The 23177-nt window shown below is 60.4% G+C and carries 21 protein-coding genes and 1 pseudogene; 11 read left to right on the top strand and 11 right to left on the bottom strand.

The window, feature by feature from the left end; translation table 11 throughout:
• Positions 1-70: 70 nt before the first annotated feature.
• Complete coding sequence (locus tag SFB74_RS12890) at positions 71-400, top strand: hypothetical protein (RefSeq protein ID WP_432731186.1); 330 nt, start codon at positions 71-73, stop codon at positions 398-400.
• On the opposite strand, the gene pgeF is transcribed toward SFB74_RS12890, so the two are convergent.
• Genes pgeF through SFB74_RS12875 form a run of 3 tightly spaced genes read right to left on the bottom strand, consistent with a single transcriptional unit; the run spans position 332 to position 2692 of the window.
• Complete coding sequence (gene pgeF / locus SFB74_RS12885) at positions 332-1084, bottom strand: peptidoglycan editing factor PgeF (protein ID WP_432731185.1); 753 nt, start codon at positions 1082-1084, stop codon at positions 332-334. The two genes, SFB74_RS12890 and pgeF, sit on opposite strands and share 69 nt — an antisense overlap.
• Before the next feature lie 5 nt (positions 1085-1089).
• Positions 1090-1728, bottom strand: a complete 639-nt coding sequence (gene maiA, locus SFB74_RS12880; protein ID WP_432731184.1) for a maleylacetoacetate isomerase — start codon at positions 1726-1728, stop codon at positions 1090-1092.
• 37 nt (positions 1729-1765) lie between these two features.
• The gene (locus SFB74_RS12875) at positions 1766-2692 is read right to left on the bottom strand and encodes a tetratricopeptide repeat protein (RefSeq protein ID WP_432731183.1); all 927 of its coding nucleotides are present in this window, start codon (positions 2690-2692) and stop codon (positions 1766-1768) included.
• 119 nt (positions 2693-2811) lie between these two features.
• On the opposite strand from SFB74_RS12875, the gene SFB74_RS12870 reads away from it, so the two are divergent.
• The 5 genes from SFB74_RS12870 to SFB74_RS12850 all read left to right on the top strand — a co-directional run bounded on the left by SFB74_RS12870 (position 2812) and on the right by SFB74_RS12850 (position 5834).
• A complete protein-coding gene (locus SFB74_RS12870; RefSeq protein ID WP_126018533.1) occupies positions 2812-3513 on the top strand; it encodes a fumarylacetoacetate hydrolase family protein in 702 nt (233 codons plus the stop codon).
• 17 nt (positions 3514-3530) lie between these two features.
• Positions 3531-4082 carry an NUDIX hydrolase gene (locus SFB74_RS12865; RefSeq protein ID WP_432731182.1) on the top strand — a complete coding sequence of 184 codons (552 nt, stop codon included), beginning with the start codon at positions 3531-3533 and terminating at the stop codon, positions 4080-4082.
• Between the two features lie 8 nt (positions 4083-4090).
• On the top strand, positions 4091-4579 hold the full coding sequence (locus SFB74_RS12860; protein WP_432731181.1) for a CreA family protein: 489 nt from the start codon (positions 4091-4093) through the stop codon (positions 4577-4579).
• Positions 4580-4756: 177 nt separating this feature from the next.
• Complete coding sequence (locus tag SFB74_RS12855; protein ID WP_432731180.1) at positions 4757-5233, top strand: murein hydrolase activator EnvC family protein; 477 nt, start codon at positions 4757-4759, stop codon at positions 5231-5233.
• 79 nt (positions 5234-5312) lie between these two features.
• Complete coding sequence (locus SFB74_RS12850; RefSeq protein ID WP_432731179.1) at positions 5313-5834, top strand: hypothetical protein; 522 nt, start codon at positions 5313-5315, stop codon at positions 5832-5834.
• Between the two features lie 237 nt (positions 5835-6071).
• Here the strand turns inward: SFB74_RS12850 and SFB74_RS12845 are convergent, their stop codons facing one another.
• Positions 6072-6857, bottom strand: coding sequence for an IS1595 family transposase (locus tag SFB74_RS12845; RefSeq protein WP_432731178.1), 786 nt, complete (start codon positions 6855-6857; stop codon positions 6072-6074).
• A gap of 747 nt (positions 6858-7604) precedes the next feature.
• Positions 7605-7847, bottom strand: coding sequence for a hypothetical protein (locus SFB74_RS12840; protein ID WP_432731177.1), 243 nt, complete (start codon positions 7845-7847; stop codon positions 7605-7607).
• Positions 7848-7961: 114 nt separating this feature from the next.
• On the opposite strand from SFB74_RS12840, the gene SFB74_RS12835 reads away from it, so the two are divergent.
• Positions 7962-8705: a hypothetical protein gene (locus SFB74_RS12835; protein ID WP_432731176.1), complete on the top strand. Its 744-nt coding sequence runs from the start codon at positions 7962-7964 to the stop codon at positions 8703-8705.
• Between the two features lie 653 nt (positions 8706-9358).
• Here SFB74_RS12835 and SFB74_RS12830 read toward each other — a convergent pair.
• From SFB74_RS12830 to SFB74_RS12820, 3 genes and pseudogenes are all read right to left on the bottom strand, one after another.
• Positions 9359-10084, bottom strand: coding sequence for an FRG domain-containing protein (locus tag SFB74_RS12830; RefSeq protein WP_432731175.1), 726 nt, complete (start codon positions 10082-10084; stop codon positions 9359-9361).
• 122 nt (positions 10085-10206) lie between these two features.
• Positions 10207-10356, bottom strand: a pseudogene (locus tag SFB74_RS12825) (DUF72 domain-containing protein); the annotation flags it as partial.
• A gap of 26 nt (positions 10357-10382) precedes the next feature.
• Positions 10383-10919, bottom strand: coding sequence for a hypothetical protein (locus SFB74_RS12820; protein WP_432731174.1), 537 nt, complete (start codon positions 10917-10919; stop codon positions 10383-10385).
• A gap of 695 nt (positions 10920-11614) precedes the next feature.
• Between SFB74_RS12820 and SFB74_RS12815 the strand changes: the two genes are divergently transcribed.
• The 3 genes from SFB74_RS12815 to SFB74_RS12805 all read left to right on the top strand — a co-directional run bounded on the left by SFB74_RS12815 (position 11615) and on the right by SFB74_RS12805 (position 15851).
• Positions 11615-12913, top strand: coding sequence for a hypothetical protein (locus tag SFB74_RS12815; protein ID WP_432731173.1), 1299 nt, complete (start codon positions 11615-11617; stop codon positions 12911-12913).
• Positions 12914-13012: 99 nt separating this feature from the next.
• A complete protein-coding gene (locus SFB74_RS12810; RefSeq protein ID WP_432731172.1) occupies positions 13013-14893 on the top strand; it encodes an SNF2-related protein in 1881 nt (626 codons plus the stop codon).
• 394 nt (positions 14894-15287) lie between these two features.
• On the top strand, positions 15288-15851 hold the full coding sequence (locus SFB74_RS12805; RefSeq protein ID WP_432731171.1) for a DUF3883 domain-containing protein: 564 nt from the start codon (positions 15288-15290) through the stop codon (positions 15849-15851).
• Positions 15852-15863: 12 nt separating this feature from the next.
• Here SFB74_RS12805 and SFB74_RS12800 read toward each other — a convergent pair whose 3' ends face one another.
• A complete protein-coding gene (locus SFB74_RS12800; protein WP_432731170.1) occupies positions 15864-17534 on the bottom strand; it encodes a DNA cytosine methyltransferase in 1671 nt (556 codons plus the stop codon).
• A gap of 195 nt (positions 17535-17729) precedes the next feature.
• Here SFB74_RS12800 and SFB74_RS12795 point away from each other — a divergent pair, with 195 nt between their 5' ends.
• On the top strand, positions 17730-19250 hold the full coding sequence (locus tag SFB74_RS12795) for a hypothetical protein (protein ID WP_432731169.1): 1521 nt from the start codon (positions 17730-17732) through the stop codon (positions 19248-19250).
• A 227-nt stretch (positions 19251-19477) separates the two neighbouring features.
• Here the strand turns inward: SFB74_RS12795 and SFB74_RS12790 are convergent, their stop codons facing one another.
• Entirely contained in the window at positions 19478-21397 is a 1920-nt protein-coding gene (locus tag SFB74_RS12790) for a hypothetical protein (protein WP_432731168.1), read from the bottom strand.
• Positions 21398-21518: 121 nt separating this feature from the next.
• Positions 21519-23147, bottom strand: a complete 1629-nt coding sequence (locus SFB74_RS12785) for a phospholipase D family protein (RefSeq protein ID WP_432731167.1) — start codon at positions 23145-23147, stop codon at positions 21519-21521.
• Between the last annotated feature and the right edge of the window lie 30 nt (positions 23148-23177).

Below are 23177 nucleotides of genomic sequence, written 5' to 3'. Positions count from 1 at the left end.
TGTTTTGAGTATGCTGCATTCAAAGGGCCCTCACAACGCCGCCCCCTCCACTTACCAACTGAAACTTCTCGTGTTTGTCCATCTGATCGTCATCGGTTGGTTGTATGTCGCCTTGATGATGGCCGTGGCCGAAGCCACCAACACCACCGGCACCGTGCTGGGCGCCATCTTCACATTTCTTTTGTACGGTTTGGCGCCGGTCGCACTGGTGGTTTACCTGATGGGCACTCCCGGACGTCGCCGCGCGATCAGGCAGCGCGAACTCGAGGCACAGGAAGCCGCACGGCGCGCAGCGGCCGAAGAAGCCGCCCCACCCGGCGAGGCGGCAAGTTCAGACCTTCCAGACCAGGGCGGCAAAGCGGCCGCTGATGCCGTCGCGCCGGTGCGAAAAGAACCGTGACGGGTTGCCGACGGTGCACCAGGGGTCGCCGCCGTCGTTGCCATGGATCGCTTCGATGCCCGCCGTGCGCAGCCGCTGGCGCGCGAGCCCGGGCAGGTCGGCCAGCCATTTCCCGGGCGCCGGTGCAGGCCGGAAGCAGGACGCCGCTTCGGCGGCATGCGCCTCGAAGGCGGCCTTGACCTCCGGCCCCACCTCGAAGGCCTTGGGACCGATGCACGGCCCCAGCCAGGCGATGACTTTCGCGGCGTCATCGAAAGCCCTCGCAGTCTGCTCGAGCACCCCGCCAGCCAGCCCGCGCCAACCGGCGTGCGCGGCCGCGACGCGGTGGCCGGCTTCGTCGGTGAAGAGCACCGGCAGGCAGTCGGCCACCATGATCGTGCAGGCCAGCCCGGGCACGGTGGCGGTACAGGCATCGGCGGCGGTACCGTCGCGCACGATGTTCTGCGCGGCATCGAGTTCGACCACGCCGGTGCCGTGCACCTGCTGGAGGAAGACCGGACGCGCGCCGATCGCCGCGCGCAAACGGTTGCGGTTGTCCGCCACGTGCGCGGGCTCGTCGCCCACGTGGTCGCCGAGGTTCAGGCTTTCATAGCGCGCCGTCGAAACCCCGCCTTCGCGCGTGGTGCACACGGCCCGCACGTTCGGCGGCGCGGGCCACTCGGGCACGAGCCAGCGTGCATCCATCGGCTTCAGGCTTCCGCGTCGGGCGCTTGCGAAGGCTGCGCGCGCTGGAAGGCGTCGAGCTCCATGCAGGCATCGAAGGCGGCCATGGTGCGCGGCAGGCCGCTGAAGTCGCAGTCGAAGCGGCGGCCGTTGAAGATCTGCGGCACCAGGCAGCAGTCGGCCATGGTGGGCGTGTCGCCCCAGCAGTAGGTGCCGGCGGGGTATTGCGCGAGCTGGCGCTCGAAGGCCATGAGGCCGTCGCGCACCCAGTGGCGGTACCAGGCGTTCTTGGCGTCCTCGTCGAGCTTCAGGTCCTTCACCAGGTACTTGAGCACGCGCAGGTTGTTGAGCGGATGGATCTCGCAGGCGATCGACTGCGCCAGTGCGCGCACATGGGCGCGGCCCGCGGGGTCGCGCGGCAGCAGCGCGGGCTCAGGATGCACTTCGTCGAGGTACTCGATGATGGCCATCGACTGCGAGAAGCGCTCGCCCTCGTCTTCGAGCAGCGGCACCAGCCTGTCGGCGGAGATGGAGGCGAAGGGGCCGGTGCGGTGGTCGCCGCGCGCGATGTGCACGGGAACGTAGTCGAAGTCGAGGCCCTTCAGGTTGAGGGCGATGCGCACGCGGAACGAGGCGGAGGAGCGGAAGTAGTTATGCAGCTTCATGATTTCGCAAGCATAGCGCTCCCTCCATGGCGCAGCGTCACGAGCGGGCTATAGCCGCCAGCACGCAGCGGAAGTCCTGCAGGACGGCCTTCGGCGAGGTGATGGCTATGGCATCGCGCCACTCGCCGAGGATGCGGCGCGCGGCCTCTTCCTCTCGGGCGGCGATGCCGATGCGCCAGGGCCCCAGCGCGCCGGGCTCCTCGCCCTCGCCGTGGTTGTGCTGGCCCTCGCCGTACGGCCGGCCTTCGGAACAGGCGCGGCAGAGCATCTGCATGCTGGTGGTCCAGTTCTCGGCGCTGGCGTCGGCCGCCTCGAAGCGCCGGACCAGCGCCTCGATGTCTTCCTTCGTCGCGTCCTCGACGGTGACTTCGTAGGTCGAATAGTCGGAAGGCGCGATCAGCTCGAGCGCGTCGAACACCGGCACCTCGCGCTCGCCGCGCAGCCGGTAGCCGTTGGCCGCACCGTCGTGCAGCACGAGGTCGCCATAGCGGTGGCCGCAGTCGGGCGTGGGGACATTGCGCAAAACGGCGCGCGCCGGGTCGATGCGGTCGGCCCACACGACTTCGCTGGCCTCGTCGCCGTGCACGCGAATGGGCGTGAGGCCGATGAAGAGATCGACCGGCCCGTCGCCTTCAGGCACCTCGATGCCGTACTGCCGCCAGGCGCTGCGGGCCGTGGTCCAGTCGCCCAGTGCGGTGGCGGCGATGCCGAGGTTCCAGATCGCGCCCTCGTTGCGCGGATCGCATTGCACGGCGCGGGCATTGGCCTGCAGCGAGGCGGCCCAGTCGCCGCGGTACTTGTGGATGAGGCCGATGTTGTACCAGGGAGCCGACCAGTTCGGCAGCACGGCGCCGGCCTGCGCATAGGCCTCGAGCGCACCGTCCTGGTCGCCCTCCTCGTCGCGCTGGCGGCCTAGTTCGTTGAGAGCATTGGCCTTGCCGGCCTTGCCGAATCGGATGGGCATGGTGGGAAATGAGGGGAATGGAGAGGAAATACGCCGCCGGGGCCGTCTATTGTGAGCCTCCCGCCTCTGGCACACTGCCGGTTTCCCGCTTGGCTTCCCTGAAAAAAGGACACGTCGCAATGGCTTCCGAGTTCGTCTTCGCCCCGCCCGCCGCCGTTTCGGTGCCGGTGGCCGGCCAGTCCGCCCGCTTCCCGGTGCACCGCATCTACTGCGTGGGCCGCAACTACGAAGATCACGCCAAGGAAATGGGCTTCACCGGCCGCGAACCGCCCTTCTTCTTCATGAAGCCCGCCGACGCGCTGGTGGTGGTCGATGCGGGCCAGACCGGCACCATGGCCTACCCCTCGCTCACGAAGAACCTGCATCACGAGATCGAACTCGTGGTCGCCATCGGCACCGGCGGCAGGAACATCGCCGCGGCCGACGCCCACAAGCACATCTACGGCTACGCGGTCGGCCTCGACATGACGCGCCGCGACCTGCAGAACGACATGAAGAAGCAGGGCCGCCCCTGGGACATCGGCAAGGGCTTCGAGCAGAGCGCGCCCATCGGGCCGATCGTGCCCGTGGCGCAGGCCGGCGACGCCGAGAAGGCCGAGATCTCGCTGCAGGTCAACGGCACCGACCGCCAGCGCAGCAACGTGAGCAAGCTGATCTGGAACGTGGCCGAGACCATCGAGCACCTGTCGGCGGCCTGGGAGCTGCAGCCCGGCGACCTGATCTACACCGGCACGCCCGAAGGCGTGGCCGCCGTGGTGGCCGGCGACACGCTCGTGGGCGAGGTCGCGGGCCTGCCCAAGCTGACCGTCAAGGTCGTCTGAAGACGGCGGTCGGTTTCATGCTCCTGCGCGTACCCATCAAGCATTGCAAGAACTGTGGCACCGCGGTGGTCTACCGCGTGCCGGACGACGGCGACACCAAGCAGCGCGCCGTCTGCCCGGCCTGCCACACCATCCACTACGAGAACCCGCTGAACGTGGTCGGCACCATTCCGGTCCTGGGCGAGAAGGTGCTGCTGTGCAAGCGCAACATCGAGCCGCGCTGGGGCAAGTGGACGCTGCCGGCCGGCTTCATGGAACTCGAGGAAACCACCGCCCAGGGCGCGGCCCGCGAGACCGACGAGGAGGCCGGTGCGAACTTCGAGATCGAGGGCCTGTTCTCGGTGATCAGCGTGGTGCGCGTGGGCCAGGTGCACCTGTTCTACCGCGCCCGGCTGCTCGACGACAAGTTCGACCCGGGCCACGAGACCATCGAGGCGCGGCTCTTCACCGAGGAAGAGATTCCCTGGGACGAGATCGCCTTCCGCACGGTGCGCGAGACGCTCGAGCACTACTTCGAGGACCGGCGGCGCGGCAGCTTCGACCGCGTGCACGAACTCAGCATCGTTTGACCAGATCCATGAACAAGACTCTTCGCGCCACCATGTTGTGCGGCGCCAGCCTCGGCTTTGCGCTGGCGGCAGCGGCGGCCAGGGCGGAAACCGTGGGCGACGTCGACACCGCCTTCAAGCTCATCGGCCCCGACCACAAGATCGTGATCGAGGCCTACGACGACCCCAAGGTCAACGGCGTGACCTGCTATGTCTCGCGCGCCAAGACCGGTGGGCTGGCGGGCGCCTTCGGCGTGGCCGAGGACAAGGCCGAAGCCTCCATCGCCTGCCGCCAGGTCGGCCCGGTGAGCATCACGCAGCCGCTGCCCAAGCGCGAGGAGGTCTACAGCGAGCGGCTGTCGGTGCTCTTCAAGCGCCTGCGCGTGGTTCGCATGGTGGACGCCAAGCGCAACACGCTGGTCTACCTGACCTACTCCGACCTGCTGATCGACGGCTCGCCCAAGAACAGCGTGACGGCGGTGCCCATCGACCGCGGCACGCCCATCCCGCTCAAGTAGCGGGGCGGCCAATGCCCTCTTCACAGCCGGTTGCTCTTTCGTCGGGCGCCGTCGCGGGGGTTTGCTAGCATCGCCCGCGTGGCGCGCCCGGCGTGCCGGTTTGCAGGAACCCTCCGCAACGAACCCGTTCGAACAGAGCCCATGCACCTTCAGACTTTTGTTTTACGCACCGGCGCCATGGCGCTGCTCGCCGCGGGCCTCGCGGCCTGCTCCACCGTCGACCTCAACACGCCCTGGCCGGCGCCCCCGGCAGCCAAGCCGCCGGTGCAGCAGCGCCCCGCGGCCTTGTTCATCCGCCCCGCGAACGGCCCGACCATCGCCCGCTTCGACGGCGACCGCGTCAAGGGCATCGACATCGCCGGCAACCTCGGCGATCCGATCGTCGCCTCGGCCGACGGCCGCGTGGTGTACGTGGGCAGCGAACTGCCGGCCTACGGCAACATGGTCATCGTCAAGCACAACGAGACCTTCCTCACGGCCTACGCCCACGTGCAGACCATCCTCGTGAAGGAAAACTCCGTCGTCCGCCAAGGCGACAAGATCGCCGAGATGGGCCGCAGCAACGCCGACCGCGTGAAGCTGCGCTTCGAGATCCGCAAGAACGGCAGCCCGGTCGACCCCGAGCCGTATCTCAGCGGCCGGCTGATGCAGTAACGACGGCCGCGCTCGCCGCCCACGCTCTTATCTAGTTGTTGCACAAGACATTCCCCGGGAGTTTTGAAACTCTCGGGGAATGAAAAAGAACCGTGACTACACAGGGCTGGAACGGACCCCCTCGTCGATGGCGTGGCTGATTCGAGTTCGCCAGGTCCACAAAGGGCGGCTTGACAAGCTTCTGAAGCTCCAGAACGAACTTCCTGAACTGATCGCCAAGACTGAGGAGGAACTCGCCGCAATTGATGCGGTGATCCCATTTCACGAAGTCAAAGTGGATCCGACCGTCATCGTCGGGAGGCGTCCGAAGAAAAAGTCTCTGGCCCCCCGCGGCCAGATGACGAAGCAGATCATCCGCTGTTTGAAAGCCGCGAATGGCAAGCCCGTCCATACCCCGGAAATCGCGCACTTTTTCGCTCGCGAAGTTGGCCTTGACCTCCATCAGATGAGGGTGCGTGAGCTGGTCATACGCGTCCGCACGCGACTCAAGGCACTCTGCGCACTCGGCATCGTGCGCAGACACCATCCGCAAGGCAGAGCAGAAATGGGGAACTGGTCTTTGGTGATGGATCAGGCGATGACGAACCCAGACGGCACCTGAGGGGGTGAAAGGCATAAAAAAACCGCCCTAAGGCGGTCCTTTTTCCCAAGCGAAGGTCAACTTAATGACGCCGCAAGGGCGGAGTGGTGGGGGGCAATCATAGCGTCCCGCCACAAGAGCACCAACCGCTCTACCGTACGCCAATGATCCGGCTTAGCCGTACGCTTACATTGATTGTGTGCACAGACACCATTCGCAGGGCGGTGCAGAAATGGGGAACTGGTCGTTGGTGATGGGTCAGGCGACAACGAACCCAGACGGCGCCTGAGCATCGAATATCAGCTCGCCAGCGCGATGGTGGCCTTGCCAATAGCCCCTCCACCATTTGGATAGTCCGTGTTTCATGATCCCATCCAAAAGAGAGTCGATGCGCTCTTCGAAGGAGTCGCGACGCCGGTCCTCTCGCCACGCCATCTCGTTCATGTAGTCCAACATGTACTTGGGCGTGATCCGACGAACTTCCCAGTTCAAGCGCCTGCAGCGCGAATAGAAGCTCTCGGCCTGGTTGTCGTTGACACCATCGTCTGTCGAAAACTCGACGCTGTGATTGACGGTGCGGTGCTCGAAGCGCATCGCCAGTCTGCAGAATGCGTTGCTCTCGTCGGTCTGGATTTCCGATCCCTGCTTGACGTATCGGTAAACCACCGGGGTGACGCATGCCTCGTTTTCAGCCTTGACTACCGCCACGATCGTCCGAACGGCACCTTGCAGCTTCGTCGGTGAAATCTCTCGAAGCACGACTACGATACGCCGGTTCGGATGAGTGGCAAACCATTTCTTGCCCAGCTTGGCGCGCGCGGGCAATCCGGTCGTCTTGATTTTCTTGCGTGGCTTGCGAATTCGCCCGGAAAAATGCCCTCCGTCGACCTCCACATGCCTTTCGAGCTGCGCGAGATTTCGGTCGTCCAGCAAACCCTCACGTAGCTTGTGCAGAAGTGTGAATGCTGTCTGGTATGCCAACCCCTCCGTGTCCTTGATGTACATGGCATTGATTCCGCCGCTTCTTACGACGTAGGTCAGCATGATTCGCAGAATCTGCTTTAGCGGGATCTTGTGATCTTGCAGTTTTGTACCGCTGGTGACCGAGAAGGTGCGCCCGCATCCAGCGACCTTGCATCGCCACTGATGCCGGCGGTGGATGACATAGTGACTGTCTATGCAGCCACACGAGGGGCAGACTTGCTTGCCATCGCCGTGTGCATGCCCCAGCGGCGCTTGGCGAACCTCGCGTGCACATCCTCCTCGGACATCTTCTCGATCTCCGGGAAGGTCAGCCTCCTCGGCTTCAGAAAAGGTCGCAGGCGCGCTGCCGTGCGAGACCGATCGGAAGACAAGCCGATTTCCTTGTGCTTGGCGGCACTAGGAGTGCACTGCTGGTGGCTTTGCTATTCCCGCAGGGCGCATGCCCCACGTGGCAGATAGATCGAGATCGCTAGGTTGAGAACGTGCTGGCGCTTGGTGGAGCACGTGAGCACCGCCAGAGGGAAACTGGGTCATGTGTGTCGTCGCGAAGCTTGGTGCGCCGAGGGCGCAGGACGCAGGCGAACGAGAACCCGCCGCACGCCGTCAAGGGGTTGACGGGGCACAGGACATGACACACAATTTGCGCAAGATAAATCGCCGTCCAAGCATTAATCCCGCACAAAGCCGCCAGTTCCCTAGGGAGCTGGCGGCTTTTGTGTTTCTCGATCACCTGCACTGAAGCAGTGCATGTTCAATGTGGTCGTGCTGCTGAAATGTCCTCCTGGTGTTGTGCGGATAGGAGATCGGCTAGAGCTGTTCGCTCATCGACTCCAGCCAATCGGCGATATCAGCGGTCCGGGCGAAAGGCCCGCGGCGCCCCTCCAGGTCGAAGACCTTGACCGGGAGTTTTTCCTCGCGCCTTGCTTTGTAAAAGGCGGAATAGCTCTTGAAGCCGAGCACCGTCGCGATTGCACTCCCGCTGACCATGGGACCGTACATCTCGAGCATTTCTCTGCGCCGCAGCGCGGCCGGGGTGCTTTCAGCGTTCATTTCGCTTCACCTGGGTTGAATGGACTGCCGATCGTGTGAGCGGCCAGACCGAAAATCTAGGCTCTGATGCAGGCATCATCGGAGCCTAGACAAACGACCTTTTTTGCTTTAAGCATGAAAAAGAAGGACTGGCTCGACCATTTACAGGTGAAGCTTTGGCTCAATGAAGTACGCCGGGAATCGGGAGGGGGCAGCAATTACGAGCTGGACCAGATGTTCTCGTCCGAACCTGGAGCTTCTTCAGCGGACCGACGCAAAGAGTTCGATCTCATCGAACAGAAAGCCAAACCGCCGCGTACCGATGTGCTTCATCGAGTTGACCTGAACATCCCCGGGACTCGGCGCCTGTACGAGGCCCCCTTTTGGACGTTGGTGAGAGACGACAAGACTTCGCTTGCCCAATGCAGCCAGAACGTTGACGACTTGCTTGAGCTGTACGGGCTGGTCCGGCTCGACTGGCCTGAGGCAAGCCGCCATCTCTTTGGGAGCGCGCAAATGGATGAACGCAGCGTCTTCAATGCGAGTCTTGCGTCAGCGCTATCCGAACTTGCATGGTACGACCGCCTGAGTCTGCTCCTCGCGCTCTTCAAGGAGGCGAAGGGCTCAACCAACTTCAGGGCTGCCGAATCTGTCTGCAGCATGCTAGATAAAACTATCGACCTTGCGATGTCGCAGCGTCTCCCTTGGTCCGAGGCTGCTGAAACTTATCAGGATCTGTTGGATCTTTGCTTGAACAGCGGGACATCTGCTGATCGTTCAGATGGAGGGGCGCTACTTCTTGCCCACAATCAGTCAGCCAGGCCAGTCCTCGCATTGTCGTTTGTGGAGCGTCAATCGACAAAAAGCCAAGGTGCTTGACTTGAGCACGAGCGATATCTACGAGTGCATATCGCTCATTGGCGATTGGGGGCATCGGGACGACATGTAAACTTTTGAGGCCAACGCTGTCAGCATCAAAGGTAGGCCAAGATGACGAAATCACTGCTCGAGCTCACGACCTCTGCCGCATTCAAGCGGCGGTTGAGTAAGAGCTTAAAGAAGGTGGCCGCGACGCGTGCGCGATTGAGATTGCCAAAGGCTGTCACTGTCGATGGAGTGGTATTCAAGGAATATCCTGACGGACGGCGTGAACGAGTCAGCAAATCTTCCCCCGTCTGATTGCGATTCTCAACGATCTCCGTTGAGCGGTATGGAGAAACAACAACCCAAAACGGCGCGATAAATCGGGATTTTCCGGGACCAGACGGGACCGCTTGGGACAAGTCGTGTAATGGGTTTGCGCCGGTGGTAAACGCGCCCCATGGCGCGAATCGCTCACGTTGAGCGGTCTTACGGGGCTCAAACATGTCGAGCTACTGCTCGTGCCGGGAAGATGCCAGTTTGGCACGGACGCGCGTGATGAGCCTGGCCATCGACTACACCATGGGCTGCGGGGCCAACCGGGCAGAGTGCCAGGAACTGATCATCTGCAGCTGACACCGAGAGGCGGAGCCTGCCGGCCTTTTCTGAACCTAGATATCAGCAAAGTCTGGCCGAAAGGTCAGGTTGTGCTTGAGGTTCAGATGCGTGCACAAGCCGACGAGATCCGGGAACATGGACTTGGGGCTAAAGCCCATTGCTTGCAGCATGTCCAGGATAGGCCCCCTTGCAGCGGCGGGGATCATGATCTGGAACAGGTGGGGCTTTACCTCCCGATTGCTCTCCAAGGTTATGAAGCGGCCTTGGCCCGAAAAAGCGTGCAAGGTGAACCATCCATCTTGGGCTGTGACACGCGGATTGTTCAGCCGCGGTTGGAACACAACCGTCTTCCGTCGCTCGAAGGGATCTCTGTCGTAGACCGACTTGTCGAGAAGCGGCTCGGCGTGCAACACGTAGACAAATACGGCCCCTGTCGATTGGGAATTGCAGGCGAAAAATAAGGCCACCAGCGGGTTGGCTGTCCAGTCGAGTAGCCGAGTCTTGAGCCCATGATGCTGGGCTACGACCATTAGATCGACCAGACCGTGCTGGCCAGGGGATAAGAAGGACGCCCCCAACAGTTCAAACTGCTCCAATGCCTCCTTCTCGCTCAACACGCGGTTGCGATTCGGGGTGCCGCGCGCTACGCCCGGCAGCAGGTTACCGCGCCTGTCCTGCCCACGGAAAATGTACTGCCCCGGTTTCTGTTGTAAGCGCTCAACTGCTTTGGCATAGGTTCCAAAGTCGGTCACCCTCTCGCTGGAAGTCGTCGTCGCCATGCTGCTCCTCCTGTAGGCCGACAGCGAAAGCCTGGAACATCCGGCGTCAGGCAGTCGGCGGGCCGTATTGTTGTCGATGCAGTTCTTGATCGACCCGGCGCGCTAGATCGGCTGTGCACCATCGTCTGCGAGGGGATGGCGTAGTAGCTGGAATCCACCTCGACAAGCGGGAAGATGCTTGCGTAGTAGCGCAGGTGCGCCTCCGGGGTCTTGCGGCCGCAGTCGATAAGCGTCTGTTCGGCCCAGGACGCGTGTCTGACAAGCGTGGGCATACCTGCATTCCCCGGGCTTTCGCTCCCTAGTGTTCCAGTTTGAGGAAGGGCTCGAAGACCCTGGCAAGCGCCTCATGTTCTTGGTACAGGTTCGTCAGCAAAAGAGACTGCTTTATCAAGAGATCCATCTGCCTCTGCCCAGAGGGAGTGCTTTCGAGCTCGTGGGTGACGTTGGAAAGCTCGGACATCTTGCCTCTCAAGTCCCTGTGAACGTACTCGACCACAGCCTTGTCGGTGAGCCAGCCCATAGCGCGCACGGACGCCAAGAACTCGCTGTCGGTGTCAGGGTGAAGTTTCGCTGCCGCCACCACGGTGTCGATATAGGCGTACACGCGGTCGTACATCACCAGTCGACGCTCGAAGAGGTCGAACTTGAGCCGATTTCGAGCTGTCTGTGCTGCCGCAGCCGCCGTCTGAGCAGCTGAAACTGCTGTAGCGGCTTGTTGCTTTGAAATGCCCGCCTGGATCGCTCCGAACTTGTAGGCCACTAAGACCGCAGCAATCGCTGTGAAAAACTGAATCACAGGAGAAAGATAGGCCGTCCAATGAGGGTCTGCGGGCACGGTGAATCCTTTTATCTTGGGGCGACGGTTGCAGGGAGGCAACTCTACTGCCATGACGACCGAGGACGACTCGGTGCAATTCCGCTACAGCCGGTAAAAATGGATCGGATTCGACTTATCGCAACGGTGCGGCGCATTTATCGCGGCGCGCTTCACTCCGTTTTCCGAAGGCAAAGCCGCACTGAGCAAACGAATGCCCTCGTCCGATCGGCTACTGGGTCGCATGCTGCCGCTACCACGTCAGCAAGGTGAATTCTCTTTACCATTCGGAAGCCATTGCTACCGCTCGCCAGGTACGCCAGTTGGCTCTACTGCGTAGTCGAGTGCTTCGACACTCGAGACCTTTGGCTTGAAAACCATTGGGAAACCCGCGTCGATGAAAACGCTGTCGAACTGGATCAGGAAGAGGTCCTTGAGTCTGCGCGCTTGGAACTTCTCGCAAGGCAGCCGCAACTGCCGACTCATACGTGCCGAGTCGGCACCTTCTAGGCGTAGTTCAAGGTCGCGGCAGCGGCACCACTGTCGGCAGCTTGACGCACTCAAACTACGGCCACACACCGATTGCTTCGCCGACAAATAGTGCATTACGATCAGTCACAATCAAAAAAACAAACTCGCGCGGGAGGAGCTCTCTGAGAGCGCGCCCCCGTGGTTCATGCATTCAATTCTGCAGCTCAACTCTTTCGGGGGCGTAAATGGTACTTTCGGCATCGATTCGCAAACAGAAACTGGATGACCTTAGGAAGGCCGCGCCAGAAGGCACTCAGAAGCTTTTTTATAAAGGCCGTGCACAGGCTTTTGCTGTCCATCGGATCGACCTTGACTGGCTAATCTACAACGAGCACAACGGGCGCATTGAAGCCGAGATGCTGACCTGGAAGCAAGAGCATCAGGCATCTACTACTTACACCGAAGAAAAGCACGAGCTGATTGATTCGCTTTTGTGGCATCTAAGTGTTGCTCGCAACAAGGCCACGCTTGAAGATCTCAAAGAGAAATCCCAACAGCGTCCTGGCATCGTTAGCTTGGACGGCGTCATCATTGACGGAAACCGAAGAGCAATGCTGCTACGGCGGATTCAACAGGAGGATCACAAGCCACAGTACCTCGATGCAATTATTCTTCCTGATGCGTACGCCGACAACGAAAAGGAGATTGTCCGACTTGAGACGCAATATCAACTCGGCGAGGATTCAAAAGTCGAGTATGGCCCCATCCAAAAATATCTTCACGCGCGGCGGTTAAAAATAGATTTAGGTATTGACGAGGCCGAGATAGATTCATTAATGGGGCGTGAGCGTGGTTACGCCAAAGGATTGCTCGGCATCATGGATTTGATGGACGGCTACTTGCAACACATCGGATGCCCTCATCTGTATACGATGCTCAAGGATAGTGACGGCACCAAGGAAGGGATGTTTGTAGACCTCTACAGTGATATTAAACGTCTCCAAGGCAGAAATCCAAAAGTTGACTGGGCATTTGATGAAGTTGACCTTCTTCGATTGAAAACCATCCAGTACGACTACATCCGCCTTGGCGAGTTTGCGGATGCAAAAAAATCCTATCGAGCCCTCTCCCACCAAGGAAAGAATAAGAATTTTTTTGGCCATCAAGATATATGGGACGCTTTCTCGAAGGATCACACCAAAATGATTGATCCTCAGAATGCGACCATGGATACGCTAGAGGAATATATAGCAAAAAATCCTCATCACGAGGCAAAAGCAGATGCTGCCAGGGCACGCGACGAAGATTGGCGTGCAATTGTTTCGGGTCTAATGAAGAGAAACTTCGGAACATCAGGCGACAAGCTTTATTATCGAGTTGAAGAGCTCAAACCAAAAGAACTTTTGGAGAAGGCCAAGTTGGCCCTTGAGGGAATCGAGATTGACGGCGATAGCTTGACCGCCGACCCAGCAAATGAAACGCTGGTGCGCGAGTTAAATCAGATGACCTATGAGATGAAAAAGCGCTTTGAACGTGTTAATTGACCCGGGAAACCTGCCGTGACGAAAATTCAGCTTGGGTACGATGAAGCGACGAAATCTTTGTGCTTTGTCGGAGCAGGTCCATCACTCACGCGCAACCCCATGTTCGCTGCACACTTCACCAAAGAAGGTGGTACAACCGATTCGAGCGGGACACTCTACCTGCCAACGGGCGTAAATGGACTGAGTCAACAGTACCGTACTGTCTCGAAGCTGCTTGACTATGCTGGAGTCGAGGCGGTCTTGGAGGCGGGGATATCTGCGGCACTCGATGCGGTAAAAACAGAGTCCGAAGATTTTGCGAAATTCTCAGCCTTGGCCGCCGAGATATGGGAGCGCTCAATTGATTCGGATGAGTTTCGAAAATTCGTCAGCACCATTGAAGAAGTGTGTGGTAATCGAACTTTTTACCGAAAACAACTGCTCTCTGCTTTTCACCTTTCTTTTGCGCGAAACGCCTGCAATTTCTCGGTCCCTGGAGCCGGAAAGACATCAATCGTTTACGCAGCCTATGCATTCCTGAAAAACCTACCGGCTGACGATAAGCGAAGGGTTGACAGGCTGCTGATTGTTGGACCGCTGGCTTCGTTCAAGGCGTGGGAAGATGAATACAATGCGATCTTCGGGAGGCCGGCAAGGTCGTTACGAATTTCTGGTGCTATGCCTGTTTCGGCTCGCTTAGATCATCTGAAAGGGATCACCGTCGCGTCCAGAGACATCGAGCTGACACTCACGTCTTACCAGACATTAGCCTATTCAGAAGACGGTTTTGCTTCGCTCCTGCAACGAACAGGCAGTCGAACTATGATGGTTTTGGACGAAGCCCACTACATCAAGAACGAAGATGGATTCTGGGCCGCTGCAGCCCTCAGACTTGCTCGTTTTGCATCGTGCCGCGTTGTCTTAACGGGAACACCTGCTCCAAATGGTTATGAAGACTTGGGCAACTTATTTCGTTTCCTATATCCCACGCGCGACATTATAGGTTTTCCAACCTCATCGCTGCGAGCGATGTCCGATGGTGCGATGGAGCGCGCAATACCTCAACTAAAGGCAAAGATCAAGCCTTTTTTTACGCGAATAAGGAAATCAGACCTTAACCTTCCGGCAGCAACTGAACACCGAGTCAGTGTGCCGATGGGAGCAATTCAAGAAAAAATTTACCGCGCCCTTGAGAGCAGAATCGTGCCTCAGTTTCGCCGGGATCTGGCAAGCGCAAATGCCCCTATGAGAGTCAAGGCACGCCTTATTCGATTGAGGCAAGCGGCTGTGAATCCCGAGCTCTTGCTGCTGCCCATAGAAAAAGACACTCTCTTCGAGGCGGGAGTATCCGGGGACTACTCAATAACTGAGCAGCAAGTGGTGAATTTAGTTGGAAATTTTGACATCAGCCGTGATCTCGAGCGTATTCGAATCTGCGATGAAATCGCGACGCGCACATTGACTGCTGAAGGCAAGGTGCTTATTTGGACATATTTCCTTGGGAATCTCGAAAGAATCAAGAGCCTGTTTGAAGGCAGAGTCCAGTTCTTAGAGGCACTGACCGGCGTGACGCCCGTCGGCGGCGGCGATGAAGATGCGACTACCGTAGGAACCCGCGAGGAAATCATCGATCGCTTCCATAGCGTCCGAGGTGCCGCCGTGCTGATTGCTAACCCTCAGGCTGTTGGTGAATCGATCTCCCTGCACAAGGCATGTCGCACTGCGATCTACTACGACCGCGATTTCAACGCAGGCCGTTTCATTCAATCGAAAGATCGAATTCATCGATATAACCCTGTCGGGGGCGGCCCGGTTTCGTATTTTTACCTCGGGTGCAGCAATACGATTGATGACGACATTGACTCACGCCTTCAATTGAAGGAGCGGCGACTATCCGATCTTGTTGACTCGGAAGACATTCCACTCTTGACATCCGTTGGGGACGACGACGACGACATTCGTGCCGTGCTTGAAGCCTATGAGCGGCGCAAGGGAGTCTGACGGTCTGCTGGAGGCGGAAAAAGTCGACGCACTCCTAAATTTAATTTCCACCTCATGTAGTCGGCCGACCTCGGATCAGCTCGCACGAGAACTGCATGTTAAGACATCAGCCTCGTTCGCGAAGACGCACAACACAATCGAGATGCTTCGGCGATTCAACGCCCTGGAGCTTGTCGATGGCAGTTCGAGCCTCCGCATCAGCGACAGCTGGGCTTCGGTGGCACCGTATGACGAGATCGGGCGACGGACAGCACACACCCTTGCCGAGCGGCTCGTGCAACGTGGGTCGGTTGGGTGCGTACGGCGTGTGAGTGACGACGGTAGTCTTTGGCTTGATTCGATGTCGCTCCCGGGCTCTCACGATGGCCTTTCATTCTGGGCAATAGAGTTCTCGGTGGCTTTTCGTGAGCGTACTACCAGCCGCCTTTGGCGCGTAGCAACACCATTCGAGGCGACTTTCTTAGACGTCGCACGTCGATCTAATATTTATCACACTCGACGTCTTATAACTGCCGAACAGTTCGCAGCCAAGCGTGATCTCGATGCTGCCAATGGTATCTTGGCCGAGGAATGGGTTCTTTCACAGGAGCGAGAGAGACTCAAAGACCACCCGCTTGTCGATCAGATTCGCCGAATCTCTGATGAGGATGTATCTGCTGGCTTCGACATATTGTCTTTTTCCTCATTAAGCGCTCTCCAGCATGACCTTCATATTGAGGTGAAGTCCTACGCGGGTACTCGTCGTTTCTTTTGGAGTCGTAACGAGATTGCGGTCGCAGAGGCACTGGGTGAGCAATACAGCCTGCACTTGGTCGACCGCGCAGCAATGACGATGGCAGGCTACACGGCTCAAATCATCAAAGGGCCCTATTCGGCTCTTTTTCAGACGGGATTACCTGGGTGGACGATCAGCCCAGATGGCTACGAATGCGTAGGGCCCCCTTTGCGATCCTCTTGAGCTTGTTGGACATCACGCCACCAACTGCAACTGGTTTCTGGCCTTGGCTTGCGGATGAGTGAGGTAAGCGTTGGCGGTAGAACCAACGAGCAGGCCTGCGACAACAAGCGAAGCGTTGTTGGCGAGCTTTCCTAAGCCCGGAAGGCAACGCGCTTCATCGTGTCCATACTCCAAATTTATGACCATACCCAAAACCCATTTTGCAAAGTGCTCATCATCCGCAAGTACCGAAGCTAAACTGCTTCCCGTCAGGTCTAGCTGATCCAGCAGCATGAAAGGAGTCGTAGTTCCCAAACCACGACGTGACCAAATTCTCTGCATGCCATCCAAATCTGCGATCTTCAGGAAATCATGCAATCCTCCCAGAGCTCCGGCGACTCGCTTGATCAATGCCGTTGAAAATAGGGCAAGTACCCGGCTTTGCAAGCCTTCGCTCAAGTCAAGAGAAATGATTGATTTCGAGGTGCCGAAGTAAAAGTCGACTCCCCATGTGATTGGTTGCGATGCGACTCGATTCACGAGCTCGAAGCGAACGCCGCTTTTGAGCTGCAAACTTGGTATCGCAAATCGAAATCGGCGGTCTTCCGCATACTTGGAGCCTGCACGATTGGGCATGGCGTCAGTGGCGGGTGGTGAGGGGCAGGTCAAATCCCTCCCTACCTCAAAGAGTGGTGGCACGGCGTCCACCGGGGTCTCAAGCAATGCATGCGCCAAGTAGTACGTGAATGCAGGAGGAATCGCGTTCCCCACCATTTGCTGCTTGTGCCCGTAAACCTCGGCGTAGAACTGGAACGTGATTGGAAAACCTTGCAAACTCGCGCGCTCCCTAATGGTGAGCCGTCTGAATCGCGTCGGAGTATCCGCTGTGGCTATCACGATGCTTTCGCGGGAGACACGGGTGCACGTTGCAGTGATCGTCCGTACCGGGCGATTCAACTGATCGGGAAACGCCATGGCGTTGTAAACAGTATGAGTCGTCTTTGCTGCGCGATTGATTCGAACCTCTTCCTCGCTAAGTGGTGTCTCTTCGATGTGATCGCGGAGCTCGCTCTGCGGGAGCGTCATGCCATATATCGGATCCGTCACCACCTTGGCCGCGAGCGAGTCGACAACGTCACCTAACGTCGGCGGAACTAATGTCGCTCGATAGCTTTGCAAAAGAGCAAAGTCGAAGTTTCCTGCTATGCAGCGCATTCGGCGCTGTGGCACGCCATAGTCCGCGGTGTTCACGATATGGGCCTGCACGCCGAGGCTTGAGAATCGGTGTAGCACCCCCCCCTTTCGCAATTCCGCCTCAATGATCTTTGCCATTCGGGGCACATTCTCCATTGCCCAAACTTTGGGTTTGAGATGTTCCACAATGGATAGAAATTGGATCACGTCTTTAAGGCCATCGGCCAAATCTCCGCTTCCACCTCGGTTCGAGAAGGAGAACTGAGTGCAAGGCGGACTTCCAACCACGATGTCTATATCAGAAGGCAAGTCGGCAAGTTCAAGCCGTCGAATATCGACGGTCTGAGCTTGGTGGTGATTGTTTTTAAAGTTCGTCTCGTTGGCGACCCCCCAACGTTCGTACGAAGCAACCACTTCGATACCCGCAAGACGCAGGCCCAGAGCCCACCCACCGACCCCAGAATAGAGATCAATCGCCCTTGGTGCCTTCTGCCTAGTCTTCGTCATCATCTTTTACTGTCCAATTTCTAACTTCGACGATTAGACCTGAGCGTCTCACTTCCCACAAGATCCAGCTGTGCATCATGAGCTAAAACAGGACCGAGAAGTGTCGGCGCCGTCTCACGTCGCCGTACGCCTTCCGAACCCCCTTGGTCCCAGGCGGCTTCCCCCTCGTTTCCGCAGAATGCCGGCACGATGTCACGTATGGACACCATGATCGAATCTGAAGCCGCAACCCATCTGAGCGTCAGTCTCGCTGCGCTTACCGAACACAATTTGCACTGCGAGAATGGGGAGCGGCCGCGCTTCGAGATGCGGCATGCACTTGCTGACCCCGGCGTGCTCCACCTGCAACTGTGGTGGCTGGACAGTCGCTCAGCGATCGCGTCGAGCTTTCTCTGGGATTACGTTGAGGTCGATATTGGGGCGGAGCAGCCTCAGATCGTGGCACAGCGCTTGGCGTCGTCGCTCCCAAGTGGTCGGCTGAGTGATCAACCTGCAAAGGTCGTCGAAACCTGGAGCGCGGACAGTGCACCAATGTTCGCCGTGCATCCGCAGCGATTCCGGATGCTCCATCCCGCCGGCGAATCATTGGCTCGCTTTGCGGGACGTCACGCCAGGGCATCTGACGTCTTCACCGTGGACACGCAGAACGAGATCGCGGCGCTGATCATGAGAAACACGCAAGACTATTCGACAACACGGTTGCGTGTGCGTCTCGCGAACACGAAGGCCGCGCCCAGGAGAGAGTCAGAGAGCTTTACCGCAGCGATGTTCAACGTTGCATTTCACGCCGGCGGACGCAACATCTTCCAGTTCCCCAAGCGCTTGATGGAAATGCTTGAGCGCACGGACGTCGATGACCTTGCGCTGGAGTCCCTGCACTTTCCTTACGAGGCACTCTATCTATCATTCGGTCCGCAGTCCGGACTCGAGCCCGCCCCTGGCTGGCAGGCTGATGGGGCCTATGTTTTCTGCCATGACATCACCGAGGACGATGGCCGCCGCACGTTGTCGTTCGTCCAGTTCTGCGTGACGTTTGCGCCAGTGGCCGATCCGGATTGCTATGGCCGGCTCGCCGAGAACCCCGAGCCATTTCTTCTCATGGCGTTCGGCGACGAGGCGTTGCGGATGGGAATTGGAGAGGCCAGTGATCGCGAGATCAGCAATCGAATCGCACGCTTGCGCAAGGAGCGCGACGGCACAACCGAGTTTGCCGATCAGGCCAAGCAGCTAGGGCTATCCAGCAAGCAATCGGAGAGCGCCAGAACTGCACTCGAGGAGTTGCCGCGGCTTCAGGACTGCTGGGAGCGGATCACACGTCTGATTGTCAATGCATTGGCGTACTTGTCGGCATACCCTGATGATGTGGAGGCACGATGGCCTGCAGGCGCGCCGAGCCAACTGGTGGAAAAAATCAGCAAGGCGGCGACAACGAAGGATCAGCGGCAGGCTAAAACCGAACTCGGAATGCTCGGCTATGCGGCAATCCAGCTTTGCGGCAAGTCGTTTGATCAGAACTTCCAGCAGGAAGCCCCGGGGAATTCTGCGGCGAGGGTCATCCACTGGGTTCGTGGCCATTGGGTCCGACAGGCCTATGGCCCTGCGCACTCACTTCGAAGGCTGCAGTGGCGCCGCCCGCATCGACGTAACACGGACGCTGGTGATGGCACCGAGGTCATCGGCCACGTGTATAAGGTCGAGGGCGCCAAATGCTCGCCTTGAAGGCCGCCAGCAAGGATGGGACTTTGGCCCGACCGGTGCAAATGGGGAGAGGAAATTTCACGCGGCTCGCGCCCTCTTAATCCAGAGCGACCCTCTAAGTTGTTGATTTTTTTGATTTTTTGCATCAACTAGATAAGTTCGGCCGCCCATGAAAAAGCCCCCTTCCGGGGGCTTTTCGTTTTTCCGGGCGCCCGAGGAAGCGGGCGCCCTCTCCCTGCCTCGCTCCCTCACTCGGCCGTCGTGGTGTCGCGCAGCACGATCTCGCGCCAGTTGCTGTCGTAGGTGCTGACGAACATGTTGCGGTAGTACACCGAGCCCTGCGCCGGCAGGTTGAAGGTCTTCGATGCCGTGCCCGTGGCCGAGGGTGCGACGTCGGCCCTGTCTTCCGCGCCGGCCGAGGGGCCGCCGATCAGGCTCAGGAAGAACTGCGCGGCGAAAGTCGGGTCCAGCCCGGTGGCGCTGATAGCGAAATCGCTCCCGCCCACATAGGACGACAGGGCCGGCGTGGTCGAGAAGGCCGGGTAGCTGACGGCGGCGGTTTCGGCCAGCGTCAGCGGACGGCCATGGAAGCGGTGCTTGTAGATGATGTCGAAGCCGCTGAACTTGGCCACCGTGGTGCCGTCGCTCTCGTACGCGGTGAAGGTGTACTCGGGCGTGGCGGGAAGCGCGGCGATCGCGCTGTCGCTCAGGCCGGCGGTCGGACGGCCGCTGCAGTTCGAGGTCAGGTAGTAGTAGTTGAAGCTCGAGCTGCCGTCGATTGGCCATGCACCGCCGCCCGATGGACGCAGGTGGCGCAGGCCGCCCGCGGGCAGGCCCGGGCCGGTGACGACCACCGACGCGACATTGCCGCTGTTGCCGGTGTTCATGTCCTGGATCTCGAACTGCAGCGAGCTGCTCACGCAACCGGTCGCCTTCTCCTTGGTGGCATGCATGTGCGGATTGATGTCCAGCACGCGCCCGTCGCCGCGCAGGCGCCAGGCGCCGTCCGTGCCCTTGACGATCTGCATGCCCTGCGTGTTGCTGAAGGCGATGCCGTTCTTGTCCTTGTGCGTGAACTCGACGAAGGCGCGCGGGCTCGTGTTGTTCGCGTCGATGGTGTAGTTGATGCGCTGGATCACCACGTCGGTGAAGCTGGCGCCCACGAGGCTGGTGTCGGTCGCCGTCTCGTTGGCGAACTGCGAGGCGCTGAGGTCGGAGAACCTGAAGCCGTAGGTGCCGGTGACGGGGTTGGTGCCGTCGGTCATCAGCGACAGCAGTTGCGACGGCGCGGGCAGCCCGGTGGCGAACTTGCCCACGAAGTCCGCGAGCACCTTGCGGATCGCCACGATGTCGGCGGCGGCGGTGTCCATGCCGGAGCCGCTCATCGGCGTGGTGGCGGGCTCGGCCGCCGCCTTCACCGCCAGGTCGTCTGCAATCTGCTGCTGCGTGACGATGTTGGTGATGGTCGCCACGTTGGTGGCCGGATCGACGCTCACGCGCAGCACGTCCAGCGCCTTGTCCAGCGCACTCGACAGCGGCGTGAAGGCGGTGCGCAGCAGGTCGATGCTGGCGTCCACGCCCATGGCCTGCAGCACCGGCAGCAGCTTGGCCTTCAGCGCGTCGGACTCGGCCTTGAGCTCGTCGGCCGAGAGCGAGGCGAACTCGCCGCCGTCGAAATACTGCGAGGCCAGCCGGCCGGCGATGTTGGCCACCACCAGGTCGGTCAGCGGCGTGATGTTGATGTTGCCGTTGACGTCGGCCGCGGTCGCGGCCGAATGGATCACCGTGCGCTCGCCGGCCACCGTGCCCTCCGCACGGAAGACGAAAGGCGCGGTCATGCCTTTCACGTCGATCTCGTACTTGCCGTCGACCAGCGGCACGGTCTTGCTCGCGCCCTTGGCATCCTTGACGGTGACGGTACCTACCAGCGGCAGGCCGGCGGCCGCCGTGCCCGAAAACGTAACAGGCGCCGACGCGGCTGGAGGCTCGGCGGCCGGCGGGTTGCTGCTGCCGCCCGCGGCCGGGAAGCCGGCAAAGCCGCCGCCTCCACCACCCCCGCCGCCGCCGCAGGCGCCGAGCGAGATCAGGAGCGCCACTGCGCATGCGCAGCGCGTCGTCTTGAAGAAGGACTGGCCGGAGGCCGCGGAGGTCGCGAAGTTTGTTTTCATGGATGGTCTTGTCTAGTGAAGGAGCAAACAAAAGAATCAACTCGTAACACGAGCGATGCGATTCTTCTGGAGGCCCCTCCTGTCGACCATCCTCTGTTTTGAGGATGCGGGACGTGCCCGCCTAAAGCAGGCTCTCGGGTACCAGCGGCGCCAGCAGTTCCAGCTTCCAGCGCGACCAGAAGTCCGTCTCGGGCTCCTGGTGCAGGATGGTGTCGGCCGCGTCGCCGGAGGCCGGGCTCACCCACTCGATGGCGCCCTTCGGCCCCAGTTGGAGCTGGTAGGCGCCGTCCAGCCGGATGAAGCCGATCAGGCTGGTGAGCTGCTGGGCGATCTGCGGGCTGAAGATGAAGATGCCGACTTCGGTGTTGTGCAGCATCGAGCGCGGGTCGAAGTTCATCGAGCCGATGAAGACGATCTTGCGGTCGATCACCGCCGACTTGCCGTGCAGCCGTCCGCTGGCCGAGCCGTACATGCCGAAGCGCTTGGTCTGCTCCACCCGCTTGGGGCTGAGCTCGTACAGCTCCACGCCCAGGCGCAGCATCTGGCCGCGGTAGCGCCGGTAGCCGATGTGCACCAGCGATTCGTCGGTGGCCGCCAGCGAATTGGTGACGATGGTGTAGCCCACGCCGTTGCCGCGCACGATGCGGATCGTCTCCATGCCGCCGCGCCCCGGAATCAGGTAGGGCGTGGTCTGCATGATCTCGTTCTCGGCGCCGCGCAGGTAGCGCTGCACGTTGTAGAGCACGCTGTCCTTGGACTCGTCGGCGGGCAGGCCCCGCGCCTCGTCGGTCGCGCCAAGCGCCTTGGCGGGCGGATCGGCATACGCCTCGGCGCGCGCCCAGACCAGCTTCAGCGCGCCGGCGTCGAGGTCCTTGGCCAGCGGGTTGTTGCCCAGCAGGTCGGTGGACCCGGGCTCCTCGGGGTGCAGCTGTTCCGGACCGGTGGTGAGGCGGTCGAAGCGCTCGCGCAGCTGCTGCGGCGTCTCGCCGCCGGGCGGCACCAGCGACTCGATGGGGTAGACGTACTGGCTGTTCCAGTACATGTCGAACAGCGAGGACAGCCTGGGCACCACCTCGCCGGCCACCAGCGTGTCGATGTCGATGAAGTTCGAGCCTCCGTCGCGCAGGAAGTACTCGTTGGCCATGTTGCGCCCGCCCATCACGGCGATGGTGTTGTCCACCACGTAGAGCTTGTTGTGCATGCGGCGGTGCACGCGGTCGAAGTCCAGGATCGACCAGGCCCAGCGCGTGCCGAAGCGGTCGCGCCCGGCGGGAAACGGATTGAAGAGCCGCACCTCCACGTTCGGGTGCGAGGCGAAGCTGGTGAACAGCGGATCGGCGCCGGCGGTGTAGAGGTCGTCCACCAGCAGCCGCACCCGCACGCCCCGGTCGGCCGCGTCGCGCAGGGCGCGCAGCAGGTAGCGGCCGGTCTCGTCGTTCTGCACGAGGTAGTACTGCACGTCGATGGAGCGCTGCGCGCGGCGCGCGAGTTCGATGCGCGCGTGCAACGAGAACTGCGGCATCGGCAGCAGCCGGAAACCGCTCAGCGGCTCGCCGGGCGGCGCCGACGCCTTCACGAGGCGGCCGAGCCTGGTGTCGGCGCCGTCGGCTATGGCCGTCGAAGGCTTGCGCTGCACCTCCGCCGGCAGGCCGGCGCAGCCCGCCATGAACAGCGTCGCGACGGCCAGAAGCAGCCAGGCCAGCCATCGGACATGCGGTTGGTCGGCAGTCCGGCGGAGGAAGTTCGGCATGGAGGGCGGCGCGTGGGGGTGTGAATCGTG

This window comes from Variovorax xiamenensis (assembly GCF_050916385.1).
Lineage (GTDB): Bacteria > Pseudomonadota > Gammaproteobacteria > Burkholderiales > Burkholderiaceae_C > Variovorax.
The sequence above is the reverse complement of the archived record's forward strand: the minus strand, read 5'-3'. Positions and strand labels throughout refer to the sequence as shown.